This is a genomic window from Cohnella sp. LGH (assembly GCF_017671885.1).
Classification (GTDB): domain Bacteria; phylum Bacillota; class Bacilli; order Paenibacillales; family Paenibacillaceae; genus Cohnella; species Cohnella phaseoli.
This window is the reverse complement of sequence record NZ_CP072117.1, coordinates 7,997,281-8,020,734: the sequence shown is the minus strand read 5'-3', so window position 1 is coordinate 8,020,734 and position 23,454 is coordinate 7,997,281. Positions and strand designations below refer to the sequence as shown.

Genomic DNA, 23,454 nt, shown 5'->3' with positions numbered 1-23,454 from the left:
GGATTTCGAGGGTATAACGGTCTGTCAGACCGTAACGTGCTCCTCCGCACCTAGAGGGACGCCGAGGGAACAGATGAGGTTACTCGATAAGGATAAGAGAGGGGTATTCGGATTATGAGCAAGCTGTGGGGGGGCCGTTTTACGAAACAAACGGACCAACTGGTGGAAGAATATACGGCGTCGATTACATTTGATAAAGAGCTGGCTGAGGAGGATATCCAAGGCAGTCTGGCGCATGTGACGATGCTTGGCAAGTGCGGCATTTTGCCGGCGGAGGATGTAGAGACGATCAAGGCAGGTCTGCTGAAGGTACGCGAGAAAATCCGCAGCGGCGAGCAGCAGTTCCTGATCGCCGACGAAGATATCCATATGAATATCGAGAAAGCGCTGATCGAAGAGATCGGCCCGGTCGGAGGCAAGCTGCACACGGGACGCAGCCGTAACGACCAGGTGGCGACGGATATGCATCTGTATCTCCGCAAGCGCGTTGTCGAATTCGTCGAGATGCTGCGCAAGCTCCAGGCGGCGCTGATCGGACAAGCCAAGCAAAATCTCGACACGATCGTGCCGGGCTACACGCATCTGCAGCGGGCGCAGCCGATTCTGTTCGCGCACCATCTGATGGCTTACGTTTCGATGTTTGGCCGCGACATCGAGCGCCTCCAGGACAGCTATAAGCGTATCGACGCGCTGCCGCTGGGCGCCGGAGCTCTAGCCGGCACGACGTTTGCGATTGATCGTCATTTTACTGCGGAACAGTTGAACTTCGGACGCGTCTATGAAAATAGCCTTGACGCTGTCAGCGACCGCGACTTTATCGTGGAGTTTCTCGCCGGCGCCTCGCTGATCATGACGCATCTGTCGCGCCTGAGCGAAGAACTGATCCTCTGGTCGAGCACCGAATTCCAGTTCGTTGAACTTGACGACGCGTTCTGCACCGGTTCCAGCATTATGCCGCAGAAGAAAAATCCGGACGTGCCGGAGCTCGTTCGCGGCAAAACCGGTCGAGTATACGGCAACCTCGTCGGCCTGCTGACCGTGCTGAAGTCGCTGCCGCTCGCCTACAACAAGGACATGCAGGAAGACAAGGAAGGCATGTTCGATACGGTCAAAACGCTGCAAGGAGCGCTCCAACTGTTCGCCTCGATGATCGAGACGATGAAGGTGCGCAAGGACAAGATGCGCCGTGCCGTCGATCAGGACTTCTCCAACGCAACGGACATCGCCGATTTTCTGGTCGGCAAAGGGCTGCCTTTCCGCCAAGCGCATGAGGTTATCGGCAAGACGGTTCTGTACTGCATCCAGCAGAACAAGTTCCTGCTCGATCTTACACTGGACGAGTTCAAACAGTTCTCCGATTTGTTCGACGACCGGATCTACGCCGTTCTGCAGCCGGAAGCGGTCGTTAACGCTCGTAACGTCTACGGCGGCACGGCGACTCCTCAGGTGGAAGCTGCTATCGCGCGCGCAGAAGCGGAGCTGTCCCGTACAACGAAATGGGTGGAAGAGTACGAACAGAAAAGCCAATAAAATTAAACCTGTTCATGAGCCGAGATATCAGGTAAGATAAAGCCAATATCATAAATTCGGTCGTGAAGCACACGCCGCTTGCTCCCTTATTGGGGAGTGGGCGGCGTTTTGTTTTAAACGACCGTCGAAGAAGGCGAGGAATGCGAATGAACGATAAAAAAGCCAAACCTCACGACGAAGCGTTCAAGAAGCTGCTACAGACGTTTTTTGCGGAGTTTATTGAGCTTTTTTTCCCGGAGCTGAGCTTGCTGCTTGATCATCGTCATACTCGATTATTGATGCAGGAACTGCTTGTCGATGTCGTAGGCGAAGAGGCTAAAACCTTGGACCTGCTGCTGGAAACCCGATATAAAGCGCTCGACGCTTATATTCTTGTGCATATGGAGCCACAGTCGTATCATCAAAAGGACTTCCGCGAACGGATGTTCATCTACTTCAGCCGTTTGTTCGAGAGGCATCGCAAGGAGCATCGGATGATTATCCCGATTGCCATTTTTACTGCGGGGCAAGGACCGGAGGAGCCGGATACGTTTGTAATGGCAATGCCTGATCATGAGATCGTCCGTTTCAAGTTTCTGAAAGTCGATCTGAGAGCTATGGATTGGAGGCGGTTTATCGCCTCGGATAATCCTGTGGCTGCTGCGCTCTTAGCTAAGATGGGGTACAATGAGAAGGAGAAAAGAGAAATGCGTTCGGCCTATTTGCGAATGCTTTTACGGCTCAGGTACAAGCTCGACGACGCGCGAATGGCGCTTTTGATGTCGGTGGCGGATTTATATTTCGAGCCTAATCAGGCCGAGGACGAGAAGCTGTTGGACGAAATATTGAAAGACTATCCGGAGGAAAGGGTGAAGATGATGGAGCTCATGCCCGCTTGGAAACGTTGGGGGTACGAGGAAGGGATTCAAGAAGGCTTGAAAAAAGGAAAAGGCGAGGGAATTGCCGAAGGAATTGCCGAAGAGCGCGCCTCTATTGTCCGTCGGATGATCGCCAAAGGATTTACTCCGGGACAAGTGGCGGATACCCTCGAAATTCCGCTAGTCGAAGTGGAGAAGCTCCGCAAGCTCTGATTCATCGTGCCCATTACAACGAAAGCGAAAGATACCCCGTTCGAAGTTCCGGCTCCGACCGGCGTCGATGCGATTCCTCTCCATGGCGAACTGGCCGATCATCCTAAAATCACCGTATTGGAGGGCGTTGCGTTGCCGGATCATGCCAAATCGGTCGATCTCCACGCTAGAAATGCTATCGTCATCGGTGGTGTCGATCCGGGGTCGACATTTTATGCTCGAGTTGCTGATTACGTAAAAGCGATACTTGCTTGACTTGGGATGTGCGACCGGGATCACCTAGTGATCGCAAGAGAACGGCAATACGGCCGGTTTGTGCCAGTGACTACAGGAGAACTAATCCGGAATGGAGTTGACATAAACAACAAGATGGGAGCAGGGACAACGATGAAGGTATTGATTACCGGAGCAAGCAGAGGAATTGGATTAGAGCTGGTAAAGAAGTTTGCCGAGCAGGGGCACGACGTTATCGCAGCTGTGCGCAATCCTGCGACGGCGGACAAGCTTGCGGGCTTGAAGGCGGCTCATGGCAACAAAATCACGATCCTAGAGCTGGATGCCGCCGACGAGAGTTCGGTACGGGCGGCTGCCGGGCAAGTTAAGGCATCATTTGGTCATGTGGACATTCTCATCAATAACGCCGCCATCGCCATCGGCCGGAAGGATGGCGTCGAGAGTGCCGAATTGGAAGACTACGAGGCGACGTTCCAGACGAACGTGTTCGGTCCTGTGCGAGTGTGCAAGCACTTTGTTCCGCTTCTTCGGGAGAGCGACCGGGCGATGATTCTCAACATGTCGTCGGCTTCCGGCATTATTCAGGACGTTCGAAGCCCGGACTATTCCTACGGCATGTCCAAGGCTGCGCTTAATATGTTTACCGGCAAGCTGCGGCATGAACTGGCTGATAGCGGTATAACCGTCTACGCGATTCATCCCGGCTGGGTTCGCACCGACCAAGGCGGGCCCGAGGCTCCGCTAGACGTCTCGGAGCCGGCGCAGCAAATCTATGAACTGGCTTCCGCATTGCGCAAGCCGGATCACAACGGCTTCTTCATTCATGCCGACGGTTCGAGCCTTCCATTCTAAGACCGACAAGCCGCCCAGACTCTTGGGCGGCTTGTTTCGCTTACTGGTGCGACACTACCGCTTCTCCAACCTCTTCCTATATTCTGACGGGCTGCAGCCTTCAAACTTCTTGAACAGACGGCTAAAGTAGAAAGGATCGGAGAACCCGAGCAATTCGCCGATTTCCTTCGCCAGCAGCTCCGGGTCGGAGCGGATCAGTTGCCTGGCCTTCTCGATCTTTAGATATGCGAGATATTCGATCAGCGGCATTCCTCTGTGCAGCTTGAACAGCTTGCTCAAATAGGGAGCGGTGAGGCCGACGCCTGAGGCGAGCTCCTTCGGATCGAAATTGCGATGGCAATTGGCTATCAGATAATCGTCGAGCTTGTCGACGACTCCTTCCGGAGAGTCGCGGGAAGCGCTGCTTTCCTCGAACAAAGCATTCTCAAGCCGAGCAACCAGAAATTCGCTCATAGTTTCGCCCGAAGTAACGCCCTCCAAACATTCGTCGACGACGGAATCGATATCGGCATCTCTTCGCCAGTACCCTTCGCCTACAGCGTGGAGGGTTCGCTTCACAAGAGACGTGAAGTCCGGAACGGGAAGTCGCGCTAAAAGCCATTCTCCGATTAGCGAGGACATTTCGACTTTGAACAAGCTTTTCTGCTGCAATTGAACCATCGATCTCAATGAGCTCAACCGCTCGTTCGTCAGAACGGCGACAGGTGAGCTGCCAACCGCTGCTTCGAACGTTTCGCTCTCGCGTATCAGCTTGGATACCCCATGCTCGGCCCTCCGCCGCAGCAAATCCCGGAGAAATCCTAGCGATTCGGAGAGATCCGCCAATCGGGCCCTCGGCTCTCCAATCGCGACGTTAACTGCCGACCCCGACTTCCCGCTCAGCCAATGCTGCATCGCTATCGCCAATTGCTCTCTTTCCGCAAACTTCCCGTCGTCATCACCGTCACCATAACCATCACAGTCGCCATCACCATCACCGTAACCACGACTATTGTGTTCCACGATCGCGATTTTCTCCAAGGGCGTTCTCCCGCTTAATACCCGGATCGCAGCGCCAGGAACCGCCAGCGCGGAGGCAAGCTCCGCTTCCAAGTCCACAGCGTTTGCCCCCATTCCGGACGTTCCGTCGCATTGCGCCACAAGCAGAGCCAGCGATTGGTCGGCAAACAACGCTTCGGAAAATTCGCCGCTGATCGGCTCGCCCTGCAGCGAGGAGAGCAGCACCGCCCGCTTTTTCTGCTCCCGCCGCTCCCCCAGCATCGCTTCCAGCTTGATCAGCACCTCCCGCACATCGTCTGGCGACACCGGCTTCAGCAAATAGTCGTAGGCCTGAAATTTCAGCGCTTCCTTGGCATAGTCGAAATCCCGGTAGCCGCTCAGGATGACGAACGGGAGCTCGGGGTGCTTTTGCCGGATCGCCTTGATTAATTCCAAGCCGTCCATGACCGGCATGCGAATGTCGGTGAACAGAACGTCCGGGGTTTCCTCCTCCAGCTTCCGCAGAGCGTCGGCGCCGTTGATCGCGGTAGCGGTCACCCGGAATAGCGTGGAATTCCGTTCGATCTCATACCGGATGTCCCGAATCAAAGGCGGCTCGTCTTCGACTACCATCACCCTATACATGTCCGTCCTCCGTTCCCGTTTTGATTTTTCCGCCAAAGCTTACCTTCAGTCCCCGTTCTGGGGCGTTCTCGATCTTCATCGTTGCGCTTTCTCCATGCAGAAGCATCAGCCTCGCATACGTGTTGACGATTCCCAGACTATCTGGTCCTGTTCGCAGCTCTTCCTCCGATCTCCCGTCGCGGGAGAACAGAGCCTCGATTCTCGCCTTAAGCGACTCCAAAGCCGCCTCATCGGCTCCGGCCCCGTCGTCAAGGACGGAAATTTCCCAACGCCCGTCCGCAACTCGTCCCTCGATCCGAATGTGCCAAGGAGGGGGAACGGAGGCGAAGGCATGCTTCATCGCATTCTCCACGAAGGGCTGGATGGTGATTCTCGGAAGCTCGATGTTCTTCAGCTCGGAATCGATGTCAATCTCAAACTCGAAATGCTCCTCGTAGCGGTATTTCAACAGATTCAAATAGTTGCGCGTATATTCGATTTCGTCCTCGACCCGAACGAAGTCGGAGGAGGAGGTCGTATAGCGAAGCAGCGAGGAGAGCTGCCTGCACATTTCCGCGACCTTCTCGGGCTGCTCGCCGTGCTTGGCCGCGGCTCCGATCGTCGCTAACGTGTTATGGATAAAGTGCGGATTAATCTGGGATTGGAGAGCCAGCAGCTGCGCCTTGGCCTCCCGTTCGCCCGCCTCGGTCAATTGCTCGATCGAAAGCTGCAAGCGCGAAAACATTTTTCGAAACAGCCGGTCGAGCTGCTGAAGCTCGTTGTTTTTATCCGAATGATCAATATTCAGCGCCAAATTGCTCAAGGTCACCTGCTTAAGCGAGCTGCCCAGCGTCCGAAGAGGGAGGGTAAGCCGCTTCGAGCTGCGATGAAGGACGAGCAGCGTCGCCAGCAGGAACAGCAAGCCTGCGCCGACAATGAGCGCGTTCAGCCGGCCAACGGAAGCTAACGCCTGCTCTCGAGACTGAGCGATGGCCAGCACATGTCCGGTCAGCGGAGATTGGCGGTAGGCGAGTAGCATCGGTTCTCCCGCGCTGTTGCGAACCGTTGCCGACCCGCTGGAGCCTATCACAACGTAACGCTTGTAAAACGCAGCATCTTCGGCAGAACCCGAGACCGAGGCCGAGACATCGACGGACGGTCGAGGATAGAACAGATCGCCGCTCGCGTCGAAAATATAGAACTCCGAATCGATCGCAGGGTCGGGCTCATATAAGCGAGCCAGATCGCTATATCTTTGCTGCACTTCGATATAGCCGTATTCCTTGCCCGCCGTATCCTTGATTTTGCGGCTAAGGGAAAACACCGGAACCTGAAGCTGCGACCAATTGTCGAGATGCGGGGGAAGCAGCGTGAAGCTGCCGTCCCCGTCCGCCAGCGGTGCGAAGACCGGGATGCTTTCCAATCCGGCTTGGAAGAGCGCTTCCGCATTGTCTACCGACTGAGGGGAGAGGGCGTACCGATGCTCGAAATTAAAAGCGACGATTTTATAGGCGGAGCTGAAAGGACCGTTGATCGAGAAAATCGTATTGGCCAGCTTCCTCGTCTCTTGAACCCCAAGGTCGGGAAGGCTGGCCGGGTTATAGAGATGCTTGGCCAGATTTTCGTCCAGCAACAAGCTGACGTTGATCCGTTCCATATCCTTCACGCGCCCGTCGAACTGCTCCGTTATTTTCTGAAGCAGGCGTTCGGTTCCGGTATACACCTCTTTTTGGACCATTTTCGAGGCGTACACGGCCAAGGCGGCGACAAAGCCGGCGATGATCAACAGAATTAGAATCGAATACGTGACGAAAATTTTCGTCTGAAGGCTCCAGTTTTTCAGCATCCGCCCGCCCTCGCTTTCGCAATGCTCCGACTTTTCTGCCTAATGTACCAGACGACTCGACGATTCGTCAAACGCCCGGCCCGCGCGTTATTTTTGTGCCGAATCGTACATGCGTTTTTCCTAACGAGTCCATTCTTCTTCCCGCTGAACGCGTTTACAATAGAAATCGGGACATGTCCGAAGCTCGACAAAAACAGTCAGACATCCATATGAACGGGGGAATCGGCAAGTGAATTTACGTCTACGGAAACCCGCGATAGCTCTTCTAACGAGCTTCGTCTTGATTATGCTCGCGGCATGCGGATCGGGGAATAAGGCAGAACCGACTGCCAGCGGCTCGCAGCCCGCATCCGAAACGCCGTCGGCCAGCCAGGAGACGGCGCCGGAGAAAGTGACGCTTTCGATCATGGTCGGAGGCAACAACAAATTTTATGAAACGATTACTAAGGAATACACAAAGCGCAATCCGCATGTGACCTTCGATCTGCAGACGGTCGACGGAAGCCAGTACGACACGCTGCTCAGAACGCGCATCGCGACGAAGAACTTGCCGGATATCATCGGACATAACGTCTCCGACATGGCGAGAAGATACAACCCGGCCGACAATTTCGTCGATTTGTCCGGCGAACCGTGGGTCGCCCGTCTCGTTAATCCCGACATTCTCAAAATCGGCGGCAAGATTTACAATCTGCCTTTCGCCGCTTCCGGCTCCGCGCTGGGCATCGTCTATAACAAGAAAATATTTGCAGATCTCAACCTGAGCGTGCCAAGAACGTTCGAGGAGCTGTTGCAGGTCAGCGAGACGTTGAAGACGAACGGCATTACGCCGTTCTACCTGGGGAACAAGGACGGCTGGGTCGCGCAAATCTGGGGATTGACCACGTTCTCGGAAGTCGTCAAGGACACCGACATCATGGACAAGATCAACGCCAACCAGCTCAAGCATGCGGACGTTCCGGGCTTCGAAGAGGCTTTGGGACAAATCATGCAGTTGTTCGAGAAAGGCTACGTGAACGAAGACCATCTCTCCGTCGGATTCGACGGTCTGGGGGCGGCGATGAATTCGGGGAAAGCGGCCATGACCGTGCTTGGAGACTTTATCGAAGCGGGAGAGCAATTGGGCGACTACGGCATTTTCGCCACGCCTGGCGTGGATAATCCCGACCTGACCGTCGGCACTGTAACCGGCTGGTTCATCTCCAAAAACTCCAAAAACATCGAAGAAGCGAAGAAGTTTCTGGACTTCTGGAGCCAGCCGGACATTATCGGCATTCAATACGCGGAAGATCCGAGATTCTCGGCGTTCAAGGACGTCCAGGTCAGCTTTAACCCGCTGATGCAAGGAGAATACGACGAGTATATCTCCCAAGGCAAGGTCGTGCGTCAATATAACGATCTGATCGCCGTAGATACGTCCGAGCTGTTCCGGCTCTATCAGGACATGTTCGGCAAAGGCAAGACGCCTAAGCAGGTGCTGGAGGCTTGGGACGAGAAAGTCGCCGAGCTGGCCAAAGCCGCCGAGCTGCCGGGCTGGTAAGCGATAAGGCGCAGCCGCCGAAGAAGAGGCCGACGACAAGGAAGCCTCTTCTTCCTTTATTCACAGACTCGGAGGAAGACGCTATGAATGCTAGACGGCTTTACCCGCTTTTTTATCTGTATCCCGCTATGCTGATTTATTTGGCGCTGTTTATTTTTCCGACCTTGTTCAGCTTCGTCTACTCGTTTACGGATTGGAACGCTTATCGCGATACGATCCGGTTTACCGGGCTCGACAACTTCTTCAAAATCGCGAACAACGCCGACCTGAGACTGGCGATCGGCAACACGGTTCTGTTCGCCTTCGCGACCAGCATCGGGAAAAACGTGCTTGGCCTGCTGCTCGCAGTCGCCTTATGCAGCCGGATCGGATTCAAGCGGCTGTTTCGCACCGTTTTTTTCCTTCCGACCGTGCTCAGCTTTATTGTCGTCGGCGTACTATTCACGGCGCTGCTGCATCCCGACGGCTTCCTTAACCAGTTTCTCGGCTTCATCGGACTGGGAGGACTACGGCTGGAGTGGCTGGTGGACCGAAGCATTGTCATGTATACGGTCAGCTTCGTCGACGTGTGGAAGGGCACCGGCTTTCACATGATTATTTTCATGGCCGGTCTGCTCGCGATCCCGCGCGATTACGGAGAAGCGGCGCAGATCGACGGAGCGAATCCGTTTCAGGAGTTTTTCCGCATCAAGCTGCCGCTTATGATGCAGGCGGTCAGCGTCAACGTCGTGCTCAGCCTGATCGCCGGCTTCAAGGTGTTCGAGCAGGTGTTCGTGCTGACGAACGGCGGGCCGGGTTATGCCTCCTCGGTGCTGAACTCGATCGCCTTCCAAATGTTCGGGGACGGCCGCTGGGGACTCGGCACGGCGATGAACCTGATCCTGTTTTTGCTCATTACGGCCATCTCCTTCCTGATGCTGGCCTATTTCAAAAGAAAAGAAGTGGACATCTAGCATGAGAAAACGGATAGGAAAGCCTCTACTGGAGCTCGTGCTCGCCGTTGCCGCCTTCTTCTACTTTTTTCCCGTGCTGATGATGATTCTCGGTTCGTTCAAGAGCAGCATGGAGGCGTCCGCCTTCGATCGGCTGTGGCCCGAGGTGTGGGAGTTCGGAAACTTCCGGCAAGTGCTGTCCGGAGAGAGGATGCTGCAATCGCTGAGCAACAGCGTGATCATCTCTTTGTTCTCGATCGTGCTGACGGTCGTACTGGCGGCGGTAGCATCCTTCGTCACGGCGAGAAGGCAAAGCCGGTTTGCGTCGGGAGCGTATTTTTTGTTCATCGCGGGCCTCGTCGCTCCTCTGATGTACATTCCAACGATCAAAACGCTGCAATTTCTGAGCCTGATGAATACGTTCACCGGCTTGATTCTGGTCGTCGTCGCGACGAATCTTCCGTTCGCAGTCTTTCTGTTTACCGGCTTTATTAAAGGCATTCCGCGCGAGCTGGACGAGTCGGCTTTCGTGGACGGCTTCGGCACGACGAGAATTTTTTGGTCGATCATTCTGCCCTTGCTGGCGCCGGTTATCGCAACACAATCGATTCTGATGCTGGTCGGCGTGTGGAACGATCTGAGCATGCCGCTGTTTTTCCTGAACGACAGCAGCAAATGGACGCTCCCGATGCTCGTTTACAATTTTATTAGTCAATACGTGCGGAACTGGAATCTGGTGTATGCGTTTCTAATTTTAGTTTCGCTGCCCGTGGTCGTCTTGTTTATCGCGGGGCAGAAGCATTTCGTGTCCGGACTGATGTCCGGCGCGGTCAAAGGCTGACAACGCTCGACAATCCAAGATGAGGAGAGGAAACAACATGAACCGTTTGTCCGCGGCACTTCGAATCTGCTTGGCCATTGTTTTGAGTTTGACCGGAACGTTATCGCTTTCATCGAAGCCTTCTTCCCGGGCCAGCGCCTCGGCCGGTTGGCCCGTCACCGCTACGATCTCCAATGAGAACGGCGGGCCGGTGTTCAAAATTAACGGAACGCCCGTCGTTCCGCAGTTTAACTACGGCAGCACGATGAAAATCCATCCGAACTACGGTCCGTTTCTGGATACGATTACGATGGCCGAATCGCGCGACGTGCACGTGACGTTCTGGATCAACGTGCTGGACGACATGGCCTGGAACGAGCAGGTTAATGAGGATGTGTTCGCTCGCGACTCCCAAGCCTACGGCATTTTGCGCATCGGCATCGCCGACGGGCAGCTTTTCGATCTGGCGGCCGATCAGCACGCGGTGACGGAGCGGGGGCTGCGTTCCGGGTGGCCGTCGTTGGCGTCCCAGGATTGGCGGGATCAACTGGACGACCTGGTCGTCGACTATATTGCCTGGCTGAAGCAGCAGCCCTATGCGGACCGGATTCTGGGCTTTCAGATTATGAATATGGACAGCGGAGAATGGTACTTCGACTCCAATAGCGAGGGCAGAATCGGTGCGGGAGAGGATTATTCGCCTCCGATGGTCGCGGCGTTCCGGCAATGGCTGACCGCCAAGTACGGGACCGACGCGGCGCTGCAAGCGGCGTGGAACGATTCCGGAGTGACGCTGACAACGGCTGGCATTCCGACGCTGGCCGAGAGAGATCATTCGGAGGAAAATTTCTTCCGTTCGATAGCCGTTGAAGGCAAGGTCATTGATTATCAGACTTTCTACAGCAAAAAGATAGCGGAGACAATCGACTTCGCGGGGGGACTGTTCAAGCGGGAAACGGGAGGGCAGACGCTGCTCGGCTCGATGTACGGCTATCATTACGTCGCCGCCCACTACGCGCGTCCGTCCAATAACGGCCACTATGCACTGGGCGACGTTCTGGCTTCCTCCACCGTCGATTTCATCAGCGCCCCCGTCAAATACGGGGATCGCGCCATGGGCGTAAACGCGGGACCTATGGGCTCCTTCGACTCGCTGGCGCTGCACGGCAAAATGTTCATTCTGGAAAACGACACCCGTACGCATCTCGTGGACGGCCTGCCTTACCGCGACGATATTTTGTTCACCCCGAGAACGTACTCGTTGGACGAGACGCTCGAAGCGTTGCGGAGGGAGACGGGCAATCAGATCGTCACCGGAGGCGGCCAGTACTTGATGGACATCAACTCCAAGGGCTGGTTTAAGCAGGAGGAAATTTGGGACGAATACCAGAAGCTGTTATCCGTACAAGCGAGCCGTTATCTGCAAAGCGCCGACCGGCAGTTCAAGCCGGACGTGGCGGTCATCGTGGACGAGAACTCGCTTCCGTACCATACGTTAAACGTCAATCAGGTAACGCCTACCAACAATCCTTATGGCCCGCAGTACCATCTGGATTACGGATTTTTTCATCTGTTCGAGCAGCAGCAGCGGGAAATGGCCCGGAGCGGCGTGAAGTTCGGCTACTACGTGATGTCCGATCTGCCGAACATCCCCGATTCGGTCAAAACGTTCGTGTTCCTGAACGCATATCGCGCCACGTCGGCTCAGCGAACGGAGATTAACGCCTTGAAGCGGGACGACAACGTACTCGTTTTTCTGCGAGCGCCCGGCTATTTCAACGATTCCGGCTCCAGCGCCGCGAATATTACCGACTTGATCGGCATGACCGTCGCCAAGTCCGACTATTCCAGCCCAGCTACGATCATTTCCAATTTTGCCGACCCTGCTACCGAAGGCAGCGGAGCGACGACGATCGGAGGCTGGATGGTCGGCGAAGACAGCGGCGGCGTGGAAGCGGAATACGCGCACACTCCGTCCTTCCATGTCACGGACGCCTCCGCCGTCAAGCTCGGCTATTACGACGGAGAACCGGGCAAAACGGCCTTCGCCCGCAAGGACATGGGAACGTGGACCTCGATCTTTAGCGGCTCCGGACCGCTCAAGGCCGGATTGATCCGCTCGATCGCCGACAATCTGGGCGGCGCTCACGTGTATTCCTATGGCGGCAAAGATAATATCCGCACTGACGGCAAGCTGTTGATGGTTCATTCGGCGTCGGGCAACGCGGGGATAAAGTCGATTGCGCTGCCGAAGCCGTCGAGAGTGGTGGACGTGCTGAATCGGGCAACGGTAGGGGAGAACGTATCCAACTTCCGCTACGATCTGGAGGCCGAGGCAACTGCTCTATTCGCCGTCGTTCCTTACGACACTGCGGCAATCGAAGCCGAAAGCGGCTCGGTCGTCCGAACAGGGACATGGAATGATGCGGCAAATCCTTCTTACTCCGGGGGCGCTGCCTTATCGTCGAGCGTTCCAGGCTCTAAGCTGACGTTTTCTTTCTCCGGCTCGTATTTGTCGCTGATCGCATCCGCCGGACCGGACGAAGGCCGGATCGACGTCGAGATCGACGGCGTGAAATACCCTTACGCCGAGCTGTACGCTGCTCGGACAGAGCACGCTAAGGAATTTGTTCTGGCGCTGGATCTGCCCGCCGGAACGCACACCGCCACACTAACCGTGTCTGCGGACAAGCATCGTCTGTCCACGGGAACGGCTGCTTTCGCAGACGCTTTCGTTACTGCTTCGGCTCCGACGGCGGCGACACCTGCGTCCGCTCCAGAGTCGGGACGCGAATCGATTCTGGTCGGAGAAACGCCGACGGCGTCAGGCAACGATGCTCGCTACGAGCTCGGCACCCGGTTCAAGACGACGGTGGACGGGACGATTACGCATGTGAAGCTGTACGCGCATGCCAATGAAGGCGGACAGCACGATGTCTCCATCTGGAGAGCCGATGACGGAGTGCGGGTAGCCGGCCCGTTGAATTGGACCTTCCCTGCGGGGACCGCGGGCTGGAAGCTGTTCGAGCTGCCATCGCCTCTAGCCGTTCAGGCCGAGGCCGACTATATCGTCTCTGTCACGAACAGCGCGGCAGACAAACATTACGTCTATACGCCGCAAGGCTTCTCGCAACCGATCGAGCGGGGGCACCTGGTCTCTTACGCGGGCAGCGGCGTCAACTCGTCTCAATTGGGAGAGATGCCGACGTATTCGTTTAACGGCACGAATTATTTCCGGGATATCGTGTTCACGCCGAACAACGGCAGAAGTCTGCAGGCCGGGCAAGTCCCGGAGCGCTTTGACAGCGATGCGGTGTACGAGCTTGGAACCCGATTCTCCGCCAACACGAACGGGTACGTGACGAGAGTAAGAATCTACGCGCATGAGAACGAGGCAGGCGTTCACAAGGTATCGCTGTGGAAGGCCGCCGACAGAACGCTGCTGGCCGGTCCTTACGATTGGAACGTAAGCGCCGGTTCGTCCGGCTGGAAGGAGTTCGTCTTGCCGGAGCCGGTGAGGATCAAGGCCGGCGCCGACTACGTCGTGTCGGTCACGAACAGCGTGTATGACAAGCTGTATGCCGTCAGCGGGCAAGGGGGTCCTTCGGGTCCATCTGGAAGCGGAAGTTTCGTCTCCTATGAGGAAGGCGTAAGCTCGGCTTCGATCGGAACGATGCCGACCTATGCGTTTAACGACACGAATTACTTCCGGGACGTCGTCTTCGTAGCGGATCACGAGCAGACCGCTCTGGGATCGGAAGTTCCGCTCGGCTTCTCCAACGATGCCCGTTACGAGTTGGGGACGAAGTTCAAGACGACGGTCGACGGCCGCATTGTCGGCGTTCGGCTGTACGCTCATCCGGACGAAGGGGGAGCTCATCTGGTCTCTCTCTGGCGAGTAAGCGACGGGCAGAGAATCGCGGGTCCGTATACGTGGAACGTGTCCACGCGGCACGCCGGATGGCGGGAGTTCCTGCTGCCCGAGCCGGTTGCCGTCTCCGCCGGGACGGACTATATCGTCTCGATCACGAACGGACCGTCGGATTATTATTACGCTGCGACTCCGCACGGCTTTGCCCAATCGAACTCGAACGGGGATCTGGTTACCTACACGGGCAGCGGAGTAAGCACGACCGCGATCGGCACGATGCCGATCTATACGTTTAACGATACGAACTATTTCCGGGACGTTCTGTTCGTACCCGAACAATAGCAAGCGGGAAGGCGCGGCGCCTGATGCGGACCGTGCCTTCCCTTATATTTAAGGAGATGATCCTTTTGAAAAAGGAAAAAAGCTTTTGTCTAGCAGACTATCGCGAATCCGGCTTGCTCCTATCTCTTCCCGCGTCGCCTCATGAAACGCTGCACTTTGCTGCGGACGAGTTGAAGACGCATCTGGCGCTTGCCGGCTATCGTTGTTCAGTAGAGGAGGAGAGGGCGGCGGAAAACGGCGGGCTTGCGCTTCGCTTGGCCGGTCCCGGAGACGAGATGCAGGAGGAGGAGTTTGCGCTTGCCGCCGAGAACGGCTGCATAGTCATCGTTGGCGGCAGCCCAAGAGCGGTATTGTATGGCGCCTATCGCTTTCTGGAGGAGCATACGGGAATCGCCTGGCCGACGCCTGAACACCGCTCAGTTCCCATGGACAAACCCGCAACGATAACCGGCAGCCGACGCTTCAAACCGTCGTTTCCGAGAAGGGGGATCGTCCTGGAAAGCGCGGAGACGTCCGAATACGCACTGGCTCTCATCGATTGGTCCGCCAAAAACGGCTTAAACGATCTGTTTTTTACAATCGAGCTATGGGAGAGGGACGCGGAACAATTAAGGCCCGAGCTTGCTAAACGCCAATTGAGGCTGACATTGGGCGGCCATAATTTGGGCCGGTTTTTCCCGACGGCGGAGCTTTATCCGGTGCATCCGGAATGGTTTGCCTTGGCGGGCGAGGAAGGCGTACGAATGACCGATCAGCCGTGCTACTCGTGCGAGGCAGGCGTCAAGGTCATGATTGGAAACATCGTCTCTTTCGTGGAGCGGGAGCTGGAAAAGGGCGTCGTGCTGCGGACGCTGTCGCTGTGGCCCAACGACAACAAGCGCGTATGCGGCTGTACCGCTTGCCGCGAAGCCGGGTTCATAGCCGCTTATACAGGGTTTCTCGATCGGCTTCGCCAAGCGTTCGAGACGAATGGCATCGAGGTAAACGTAGAGCACATCGCCTACAATGCGCAGTTGGAATGGCGCATGTTGGAGGACGTTCCGGCATCAAGCGAGCTGGATACTTTGATCGCCTGCTGGGGGCGGAACTATCGGGACTCGTTCGAGGCGCCGACGCTGCCGCGCGACGTCAGGTTCAAAGCGGCTGTCGACCGATGGGCGGAGGCGTGCGAGACATTCGGAACCGGCTGGACGGCGTTCGAATATTACTCCGACTACTGGATGCTGACCTCCTTGTTCCCACCGCTGTTTCGAACGATCGGAGAGGACATGGCTTATTTTCGTCGCATCGGGGCGACCGGCGTCATGAGCTTAATCGTGCCTTACGGCAAGTCGGTCCGTATTATCCGGGAGGAGATCGAGGGACAGGCGGTGACGGCAGCCGACGCCGGACGGGAGATGGACTCGGAGCGAGCCGCGATGTGGCCGAATCTTTACGTGTTTGCCCGGATGTCTTGGGGTGGAGAAGAGACGGGAACGGCGATTGATCGCTTATGCCGTCATCTGTATGGATCGCGAGCCGAGATCTGCCGAGTGAAGCTGGAGCGGCTCTCGGACGCCTTGTCTGGACTCACGGCGTACAATACGGAGTTTTTCAAGCTCAGATTTACCGATACGTGGCTGAGGACGGACGGGGAAGCCGTTTTCGACTGGCAACCGGCCGCGGATGACGGAGCCGTTCCCCGTGCTCGAATCGCCGAATGCCGGCGGGCGTTGGCCATTCTCGAATCGCCTCTTGCCGCAAGTGGGCCGTCGTCCGCCGAACTTGGGACAACCGACTCATCGAACAAGCATGCTGCAGCATCCAATTCCTCTGACGACTCTGCCACCCACAAATCGTCGTCCATCGAGCCTAGCGCCGACGCAGCTGAACTGACGAGCTACTATAATTTTGTCTCTACCAAGCTTCGCTCCATCCTCTCGCAATCGTTGGGCCAGCTTTGCGCCATCGAACAGCGGTGGGAGGAGGCTGCGACTCATTGGCGGGAGGCTTTGGAGCGGGAGAGCGAGATCGACGGCTGGGATCGGGAAAACTGCACGAAATGGCTGGAGGCGGCGATGTCGAATGCTCGCGAATAACCGGATTTGAACGAAGGCCAATATGACGTGCTGGTAGTGGAGCAATCCGTGGCCTCCACCTCGCAGATCGAGCGGGTCCAAGGCACATTCTTGGCCTCCACCTCGCAGCTTGGGAGGAGCCAAGGCACATTTATGGCCCCCACCTCACAGCTTGGGAGGAGCCAAGGCACATTCATGGCCTCCACTCCACAGCCTGGCCGTTTGCTTATCTTACAGCGTCATGCTTCCCTCACACCGGCTCTACAATAACGCCGTCTTCCGGAGCCGGAGTATTGGGAGCCGGCTCCGAGCCCGATCCGCCGCCCGGCGTCTGTTCGGCGCCCTGAGGCTTCAGCCGCGGGTCGTTCGGGTGGACGGCGATCATCGTGTCTTGCGTGCGATACGTGTCCTTGGACAGCTTTTTGCGCTCAGTGGTTTTTCCATCGATCAGCTTCACGAGGAACGCCTCGACAATATAGCCGTTCTCGCCCTTCTGCAGCACGCTCTGCTTGCCTAGCGCGACGGAGCTGTCGGCGACGTAGACCGTTTTCGGCGGGTTAACTTTCACTTGAGCGGTTTCCGTTTTGTAGGATACGCGTTCGTCCATCGTTCCGAACAGCTTGACCGTGACCGTTTTGTCCGCGACGACGGTGCGGATCAGCAGCTGTTTGCCGGTAGAGTTGCGGAACTTGAAGTTGACGTAGCCGTCCGCGAACGTGGCGTCGAGTCCGCGCGGCAAGTAGCTGACCGGCAGCGAATGATTGCGTCGCTCGACGATCTCCAGCCCGGCCAGCAGCGCGGCGTTGTACAGCGTACTCGACACCTGGCAGATGCCGCCGCCGATGCCGGGCGTCAGCTTGCCCTTAAGAATAACCGGAGCTTCCTTGTAGCCGTGTTCTTTCTCCGCTTTGGCGACGATTTTGCCGTATTCGAACACTTCCCCCGGCTGCAGCAGCGTGTCGTTCAGCGACAGGGCGGCTGCGGTGACATTGTGCGAGCGACCTTCTCCGCTTGTAGTGAACGATGTGGTGAATTCGACAATTTTGCGCTCAAGCCCTTCTTCCCTCAGCTTGGCGACCGTAATTTCGGGAGGCGTCTCGACGATAGCGGCCGGGACGAGCCGCGAGCTGCTGCCGATATCCGCCAACGAGGACGGGGCCAGCCCGCGGATGGCTTCAATCGCCGGGCCCAGTTCGATGCTCCGGCCCATCTTTTCCGGTGTGTACACGACATTGTCGCGTTCGTCGATCGTACGGCTCGCGTCGGCCCCTTTTTCCCGCACGAGGTCTCCCCATGCCTGCTTCGCGGCCAGCTCCAGCCGTTCCGAATCCCACGCCACGTCAATGCCGTATGAGGCTCCCTGTTCGCCATAAATCCGCAGCTTCGCCCGTTCCCACCAGGAGTAATCTAGGCGGCGCTCGATCGCCTGGATCGCCTCGTCAGCCGCGATTCGTAAGCCGAGCTCCTCAAGCGTCAAAGCCGGAATGCCCGCGCTCGAACTCGCTCCCGTCGTACTAACCGCGCTGACCGGCCCTCCGAGACTGCTCGGATCCAGCGACACTTGAACGGCCTGCGCTTCCGCTATGCGCGCCTGGATCGTTGCCAAAGCCTCCTCCGGCGACTTGCCGCCGAGCTCGAGTCCGCCGACGCGGAAGCCGTCCGGCAGAGCTTGATCGCTTCCGTAGCTCATCGCGCTGCCGACTCCTGCGCCAACCAGTAAGAATACGAAGATAAGAACGATTATGCCGAGTTTTTTCATGCCGGACCCCTTCCTCCTTCTGCTTACGGCGTGACGGGACTGTCTTGTATTCATCGTCTGCGTCATTGTCGTTTTCTACCCGCCTTTCCTGCGATCAAATGACCGCAAACGTCTGTAAAATGTTTCTAATGAGTTATACTGCGGTTTCATCGATTCGTTCTTTCCAAAAATTAAAAATTTCTAAACAAATGGCTGAAGCCCAAGCCCAATAAGGCTCGGAAGTCCGCGCCTTCGACAGATTTCCCGGGCAATCGATCGACAGAGAGAGGAAAATGAGGCATGATGTCGAAGTATCTAAAGTCTGAATCTTAACAGGAAGTGATACCGTGATCGAAATGCAGGACATCTGGAAGACCTATCCAGACGGCACGACAGCTCTTCAAAGCATTAACGTTGTGATCGACCGCAACGAATTCGTGTACATTGTGGGTCCGTCCGGTGCGGGTAAGTCCACCTTCATGAAGCTGATTTACCGGGAAGAATATCCATCGAAGGGACAAATCTCGGTCAACGGCTTTAATATAGGAAAACTGAAGCATCGCAAAATTCCGTTCGTGAGACGCAACATAGGGGTTGTTTTCCAAGACTACAAGCTTCTCCCGAAGCTGACGGCTTTCGAGAACGTGGCGTTCGCGATGGAAGTCATCGAGACGCCGCGCCGTCTCATTCGTCGCAGAACGATGGAAGTGCTCGAGCTTGTCGGCCTGAAGCATAAGGCGGGCAGCCTGCCGGCGCAGCTGTCGGGGGGCGAGCAGCAGAGAATCGCGATCGCTCGCGCGATCGTCAACAATCCTGCGGTAATCGTAGCGGACGAGCCTACGGGAAACCTGGACCCCGAGACTTCATGGGGCATTATGAACCTGTTGGAGGAGATTAATTTTCGCGGCACGACGATCGTCATGGCTACCCACAACAAGGAGATCGTGAATACGATGCGCAAGCGCGTAATCGCCATCGAACGGGGAACCATTGTGCGCGATCAGGCGAGAGGAGAATACGGCTATGAAATTTAGCACGATTCTCCGCCATATTCGGGAGGGCCTCAAGAACGTCGGCCGCAACGGCTGGATGACCTTCGCCTCGATGAGCTCCATCGGCATTTCCCTGTTTATTCTCGGCGTCTTTATGCTTCTGGCCATGAACGTCAACAAGCTGGCCGATCAGTTGGACAGCCAGGTCCAGATCAACGTTTACTTGCAGACCGGGACCGCCGAAGCGAAAGCGGAGGAGGTCGGGAGGCTGATCAAGCGGATTCCCCAGGTCAAGACGGTCACTTTTGTCTCCAAGGCAGAGGGGCTGCAGCGGTTTCGCGAGAGCATGGGCGAAGAAGGGCGCGAAGCGCTTGACGGATACGACGAAGAGAACAATCCGCTGCCGGATTCCTTCGAGATCGAAGCATTCGATCCGCAGCAGATCGCCTATATTGCCAAGCAGATCGAAGCGATTAATCTAACCGACCCCGAGAAGTCGATCGAGCGGGTCAAATACGGCAAAGACACGATTGAGAAGCTGTTCAGCATCACGAATGCGGTACGCAACATCGGAATCGTCATCGTGCTCGGTTTGACCGTAATGGCGATGTTCCTGATCTCGACGACGATCAAGACGACGATTATTGCGCGGCGCAGGGAAATTTCGATCATGAAGCTGGTCGGAGCCACGAATAGCTTTATCCGTTGGCCTTTTTTCATCGAAGGGGCGATTATCGGATTTTTCGGTTCGCTGGTGAGCGCCGTTATTCTAATGTTCGGATATTCTCAGATGGTCGAGTCGACCAGCGCAACCGTAGGGTTGTACATGATCCAGTTCGCGACGATGGACGAAGTCATGAACAGCGTAGGCGGCGCGATAATCGGGCTGGGAACGCTGCTCGGGATATTCGGAAGCACGATTTCAGTACGCAGATACTTAAGGGTCTAATGATATTGTGGAATACGTCCACGCTATTCAGAGGAGGAGCCTAGTGAAAAAGAAGCTGTTGCTGTTACTCGCGATGCTGTTGGTTGTCGGTCTGGTCGGCCGACCGTATGATGGACAGGCTAAGACGGAGCTGGAGAAGATCGAGCAGGATCTTAAGCAGCTCAAGAAGGATATGGACCGAGCGGCCCACAACCAGAGATATGCGGAGAAGACGGTTCAAGAGCTGACAGGCAAGCAGGAAGCGACCAAGGAAGACATCGAGAAGCTGCTGGGCCGGATCGAGACGGTACAGAAGCGATTGGAAAATACGCAAGTGAAAATCGCAGAGTCGGAAGAGAAGCTGATCCAGACGGGCGTGGAGCTGGAGAATGCAATCAAGCAGCGCGACAACCGCGATCAGTTGATGGCGTCGCGGGTCAAGATGGCCTATACGGCAGGACCGGTATCGTTCCTGGACGTACTGCTCAGCTCCTCTAGCTTCTCCGATTTCCTGGAGCGGTACGATGCGGTAGAGGCGATCGCCGTACAGGATCGCAATATCCTCGACGAGAAGAAGAAGTATGCAGACGAGGTTGCCGCCTTGAAGCTCCAGAGCGAGCAGGAGCTTGAAGAAATCCGCTTGCTGTACGAAGAGATCGAGCAGCATAAGTCGACCTTGGAGCAGGAAGAGAAGGACAAGGAAGTGCTGATCGCCAAGCTGGCGGTGGAGATCGAAGAGCTGGAAGAGATTAGCGAGGAATCGGCCAAGCAGCTCACGGAGCTGGCGAAGAAGGCTTCCGAGCTGGAAGCGAAGAAGAACCGGATTAAGACTTACTACACGGGCGGCAAGCTGGGGATGCCTTTGAAGTCGGAGTACCGATTATCTTCTCCGTTCGGCTACAGGATTCATCCGATTACGGGCTCCAAGAAGCTGCATGCGGGCATGGACATGGCTGCGCCTAAGGGAACGCCGATCTATGCTGCGGAGACGGGCGTTGTCATCATCGCTCAATCGTGGAGCGGCTACGGAAACTGCGTCATTATCGATCACGGCGGCGGCTTGTGGACGCTGTACGGGCACATGAGCGAGATTTTGGCGAAAAAAGGCGATACGGTGAAACGCGGAGAAAAGATTGGACTGGTCGGATCTACGGGTCAATCGACAGGCAATCACTTGCATTTCGAAGTCCGCAAAAACTCCGAGCCGGTCGATCCGGCGCCTTATTTGAAGTAACGGTCAAGGGCAGTCGACTCCCGACGAATCGTCGAGAATCGGCTGCTTCTTTTTGGACAGGAATTGTCTAAATGAACTAAGCCTGTCATAATCTAACTATAAGTGTGAGTTCAAAAAGTCCGGTTTTCAGCACCAAGAAGGTTGGATGAAGCTAGGAAATGAGGAGCGGAGCGTAGTGGGAGCTACGTGAGCACCGGAAGTTCCGGCTGAATTCAAGATTCGACGTCGAGTAGGCTTCCTGGGAGGCTTCGTGATCAAAATCGGACTTTTTGAATAACCTCTATAAGATGATAGACGAGGAAAATTTTGGGGAGTGGGGCATGTGGGATTCAGAGGTCGCACAGTCGCGGCATTGATGGCGCTAACGGCAGTAACGGCCTGCGTCGCGACCTATGCCGTCCTTGAATTTCCGAGGTGGAACGGAATAGCGACAGGGACGGCGGTCTGGGGAAACGGACAGACTCAGGAAGGCCTTCGACAGAGCGAGATCGACAAGCTCAACAAGGCCGTGTCTCTGATCGAGAAGCGTTATCTCCTTCCTGCCGACCGCAACAGGCTGCTCGACGGAGCGCTGCAAGGCATGGTGGAATCGCTAAGCGATCCGTATTCCATATATAAGTCGGCTGACGAAGCCGATGCGTACGTTGACGCCCTTCAAGGGGCATTCACGGGCATTGGCGCAGAGCTGAGAATGGAAAAAGGGGCGGTAGTCGTCGAAGCGCCGATTCGGGGCTCTCCCGCTGAGAGGGCGGGACTGCAATCGCGCGACGTGCTTCTCTCGATTAACGGGGAAAGCCTGTACGGCTTATCCCTAAGCGAAGCTATAGCCAAGATTAGGGGGCCGAAGGGAACCAAAGCTAAGCTGAAGGTACAGCGGGCAGGCAGGGCGGAACCGCTGGACCTGGAGCTTGTTCGCGACCGGATCGACCCGATCGCGGTCGGTTCGGAGGTCGGGGAGGACGGCATCGGGCATCTGTTCATCAATCAGTTCACGAGCGAGACGGCGTCGCAAGTGGCCGAAGAGCTCGAAGCGATGAAGAGCCAGGGACTTAAGGCTCTCGTGATCGATGTTCGGAACAACCCGGGAGGGTATCTTCAGTCGGTCGTGGAAGTTGCCGATCAGTTGCTGGAGAAAGGCAAGCCGATCGTGCAATCGGAATATCGCGACGGCCAGCGCAAAGTGGACGTTGCCGAGCATGGGGCGAAGAACGGCGAGCGGTACCCGCTAGTCGTGCTGATCAACAAAGGCAGCGCCAGCGCGTCGGAAATATTGGCAGGCGCTCTGAAGCAATCGGCCGGCGCCGTGCTTGTAGGAGATACGAGCTACGGCAAAGGAACCGTACAGGTTCACTTCAACAGTGAATTGGGCGATGACAGTCTGATCAAGCTGACCGTATACAAATGGCTGCTTCCGGACGGGACCTGGATCAACGAGCAGGGGCTTAAGCCGGATGTTCCGGTCGCTCAGCCCGATTATTTTCTGGCGTGGCGGCTGCCGCGAGACCGGGTGCTGAAGCTCGATTCGACCGGCGGAGACATCGGGAATTTGCAAACGATTCTGTCGGGCGTCGGTTATCCGACGGACCGCAGGGACGGCTATTACAGCGAGAAGACCAAGCAGGCCGTCGAACGATTCCAGGCCGACGAATCGCTGCCGAAGACCGGCGAAGTCGATTCCGCAACAGCCCAACGGCTGGAAGAGAAGCTCTACTCCATTATTCAGGATAAAACCAACGACGCCCAGTGGCAGACGGCGCTCGCCGAAGCCCGCAAGCTGCTGGAGTCATCGGAATCTCCATAAAATGGTGTGTTTCAAAAAAACGGCGGGAGAAGGATTTTCCCTCGCGCCGTCGAATATCAATTAGG

At 56.3% G+C, this 23,454-nt stretch carries 16 protein-coding genes; 13 read left to right on the top strand and 3 right to left on the bottom strand.

Annotation, left to right across the window (positions count from 1 at the left end; translation table 11 throughout):
• The first annotated feature begins 114 nt into the window (after positions 1–114).
• The 4 genes from argH (at position 115) to J4772_RS33040 (ending at position 3,686) form a co-directional block, all read left to right on the top strand.
• Positions 115–1,530 (top strand): argininosuccinate lyase, encoded by a 1,416-nt coding sequence (argH, locus tag J4772_RS33055; RefSeq protein WP_209073119.1) that lies wholly within the window; start codon positions 115–117, stop codon positions 1,528–1,530.
• 146 nt (positions 1,531–1,676) lie between these two features.
• On the top strand, positions 1,677–2,600 hold the full coding sequence (locus tag J4772_RS33050; protein WP_209073118.1) for an Rpn family recombination-promoting nuclease/putative transposase: 924 nt from the start codon (positions 1,677–1,679) through the stop codon (positions 2,598–2,600).
• 6 nt (positions 2,601–2,606) lie between these two features.
• Positions 2,607–2,855 (top strand): putative type II toxin-antitoxin system PemK/MazF family toxin, encoded by a 249-nt coding sequence (locus tag J4772_RS33045; protein WP_209073117.1) that lies wholly within the window; start codon positions 2,607–2,609, stop codon positions 2,853–2,855.
• Between the two features lie 132 nt (positions 2,856–2,987).
• Positions 2,988–3,686: an SDR family oxidoreductase gene (locus J4772_RS33040; protein WP_209073116.1), complete on the top strand. Its 699-nt coding sequence runs from the start codon at positions 2,988–2,990 to the stop codon at positions 3,684–3,686.
• A gap of 54 nt (positions 3,687–3,740) precedes the next feature.
• Here the strand turns inward: J4772_RS33040 and J4772_RS33035 are convergent, their stop codons facing one another.
• On the bottom strand, positions 3,741–5,309 hold the full coding sequence (locus J4772_RS33035; RefSeq protein ID WP_209073115.1) for a response regulator: 1,569 nt from the start codon (positions 5,307–5,309) through the stop codon (positions 3,741–3,743).
• Positions 5,302–7,134 (bottom strand): cache domain-containing sensor histidine kinase, encoded by a 1,833-nt coding sequence (locus J4772_RS33030; protein WP_209073114.1) that lies wholly within the window; start codon positions 7,132–7,134, stop codon positions 5,302–5,304. The genes J4772_RS33035 and J4772_RS33030 overlap by 8 nt, the downstream gene beginning before the upstream one ends.
• A 229-nt stretch (positions 7,135–7,363) precedes the next feature.
• On the opposite strand from J4772_RS33030, the gene J4772_RS33025 reads away from it, so the two are divergent.
• The 5 genes from J4772_RS33025 (at position 7,364) to J4772_RS33005 (ending at position 16,717) form a co-directional block, all read left to right on the top strand.
• Positions 7,364–8,674: an ABC transporter substrate-binding protein gene (locus tag J4772_RS33025; RefSeq protein WP_209073113.1), complete on the top strand. Its 1,311-nt coding sequence runs from the start codon at positions 7,364–7,366 to the stop codon at positions 8,672–8,674.
• Positions 8,675–8,757: 83 nt separating this feature from the next.
• Complete coding sequence (locus tag J4772_RS33020; RefSeq protein WP_209073112.1) at positions 8,758–9,627, top strand: carbohydrate ABC transporter permease; 870 nt, start codon at positions 8,758–8,760, stop codon at positions 9,625–9,627.
• Between the two features lies 1 nt (position 9,628).
• Entirely contained in the window at positions 9,629–10,447 is an 819-nt protein-coding gene (locus J4772_RS33015) for a carbohydrate ABC transporter permease (protein WP_209073111.1), read from the top strand.
• A 37-nt stretch (positions 10,448–10,484) separates the two neighbouring features.
• Positions 10,485–14,639 carry a DUF4082 domain-containing protein gene (locus J4772_RS33010; RefSeq protein WP_209073110.1) on the top strand — a complete coding sequence of 1,385 codons (4,155 nt, stop codon included), beginning with the start codon at positions 10,485–10,487 and terminating at the stop codon, positions 14,637–14,639.
• 65 nt (positions 14,640–14,704) lie between these two features.
• On the top strand, positions 14,705–16,717 hold the full coding sequence (locus J4772_RS33005; protein WP_209073109.1) for a DUF4838 domain-containing protein: 2,013 nt from the start codon (positions 14,705–14,707) through the stop codon (positions 16,715–16,717).
• Between the two features lie 229 nt (positions 16,718–16,946).
• On the opposite strand, the gene J4772_RS33000 is transcribed toward J4772_RS33005, so the two are convergent.
• Positions 16,947–18,455 (bottom strand): VanW family protein, encoded by a 1,509-nt coding sequence (locus tag J4772_RS33000; protein ID WP_209073108.1) that lies wholly within the window; start codon positions 18,453–18,455, stop codon positions 16,947–16,949.
• 326 nt (positions 18,456–18,781) lie between these two features.
• Here J4772_RS33000 and ftsE point away from each other — a divergent pair, with 326 nt between their 5' ends.
• The 4 genes from ftsE (at position 18,782) to J4772_RS32980 (ending at position 23,389) form a co-directional block, all read left to right on the top strand.
• Complete coding sequence (gene ftsE, locus J4772_RS32995; protein WP_116060582.1) at positions 18,782–19,468, top strand: cell division ATP-binding protein FtsE; 687 nt, start codon at positions 18,782–18,784, stop codon at positions 19,466–19,468.
• On the top strand, positions 19,458–20,375 hold the full coding sequence (gene ftsX, locus J4772_RS32990; RefSeq protein ID WP_116060581.1) for a permease-like cell division protein FtsX: 918 nt from the start codon (positions 19,458–19,460) through the stop codon (positions 20,373–20,375). Before ftsE ends, ftsX begins: the two co-directional genes overlap by 11 nt.
• A 43-nt stretch (positions 20,376–20,418) precedes the next feature.
• Positions 20,419–21,588 carry a peptidoglycan DD-metalloendopeptidase family protein gene (locus J4772_RS32985; RefSeq protein ID WP_209073107.1) on the top strand — a complete coding sequence of 390 codons (1,170 nt, stop codon included), beginning with the start codon at positions 20,419–20,421 and terminating at the stop codon, positions 21,586–21,588.
• 322 nt (positions 21,589–21,910) lie between these two features.
• Complete coding sequence (locus J4772_RS32980; protein ID WP_209073106.1) at positions 21,911–23,389, top strand: S41 family peptidase; 1,479 nt, start codon at positions 21,911–21,913, stop codon at positions 23,387–23,389.
• Positions 23,390–23,454 lie beyond the last annotated feature (65 nt).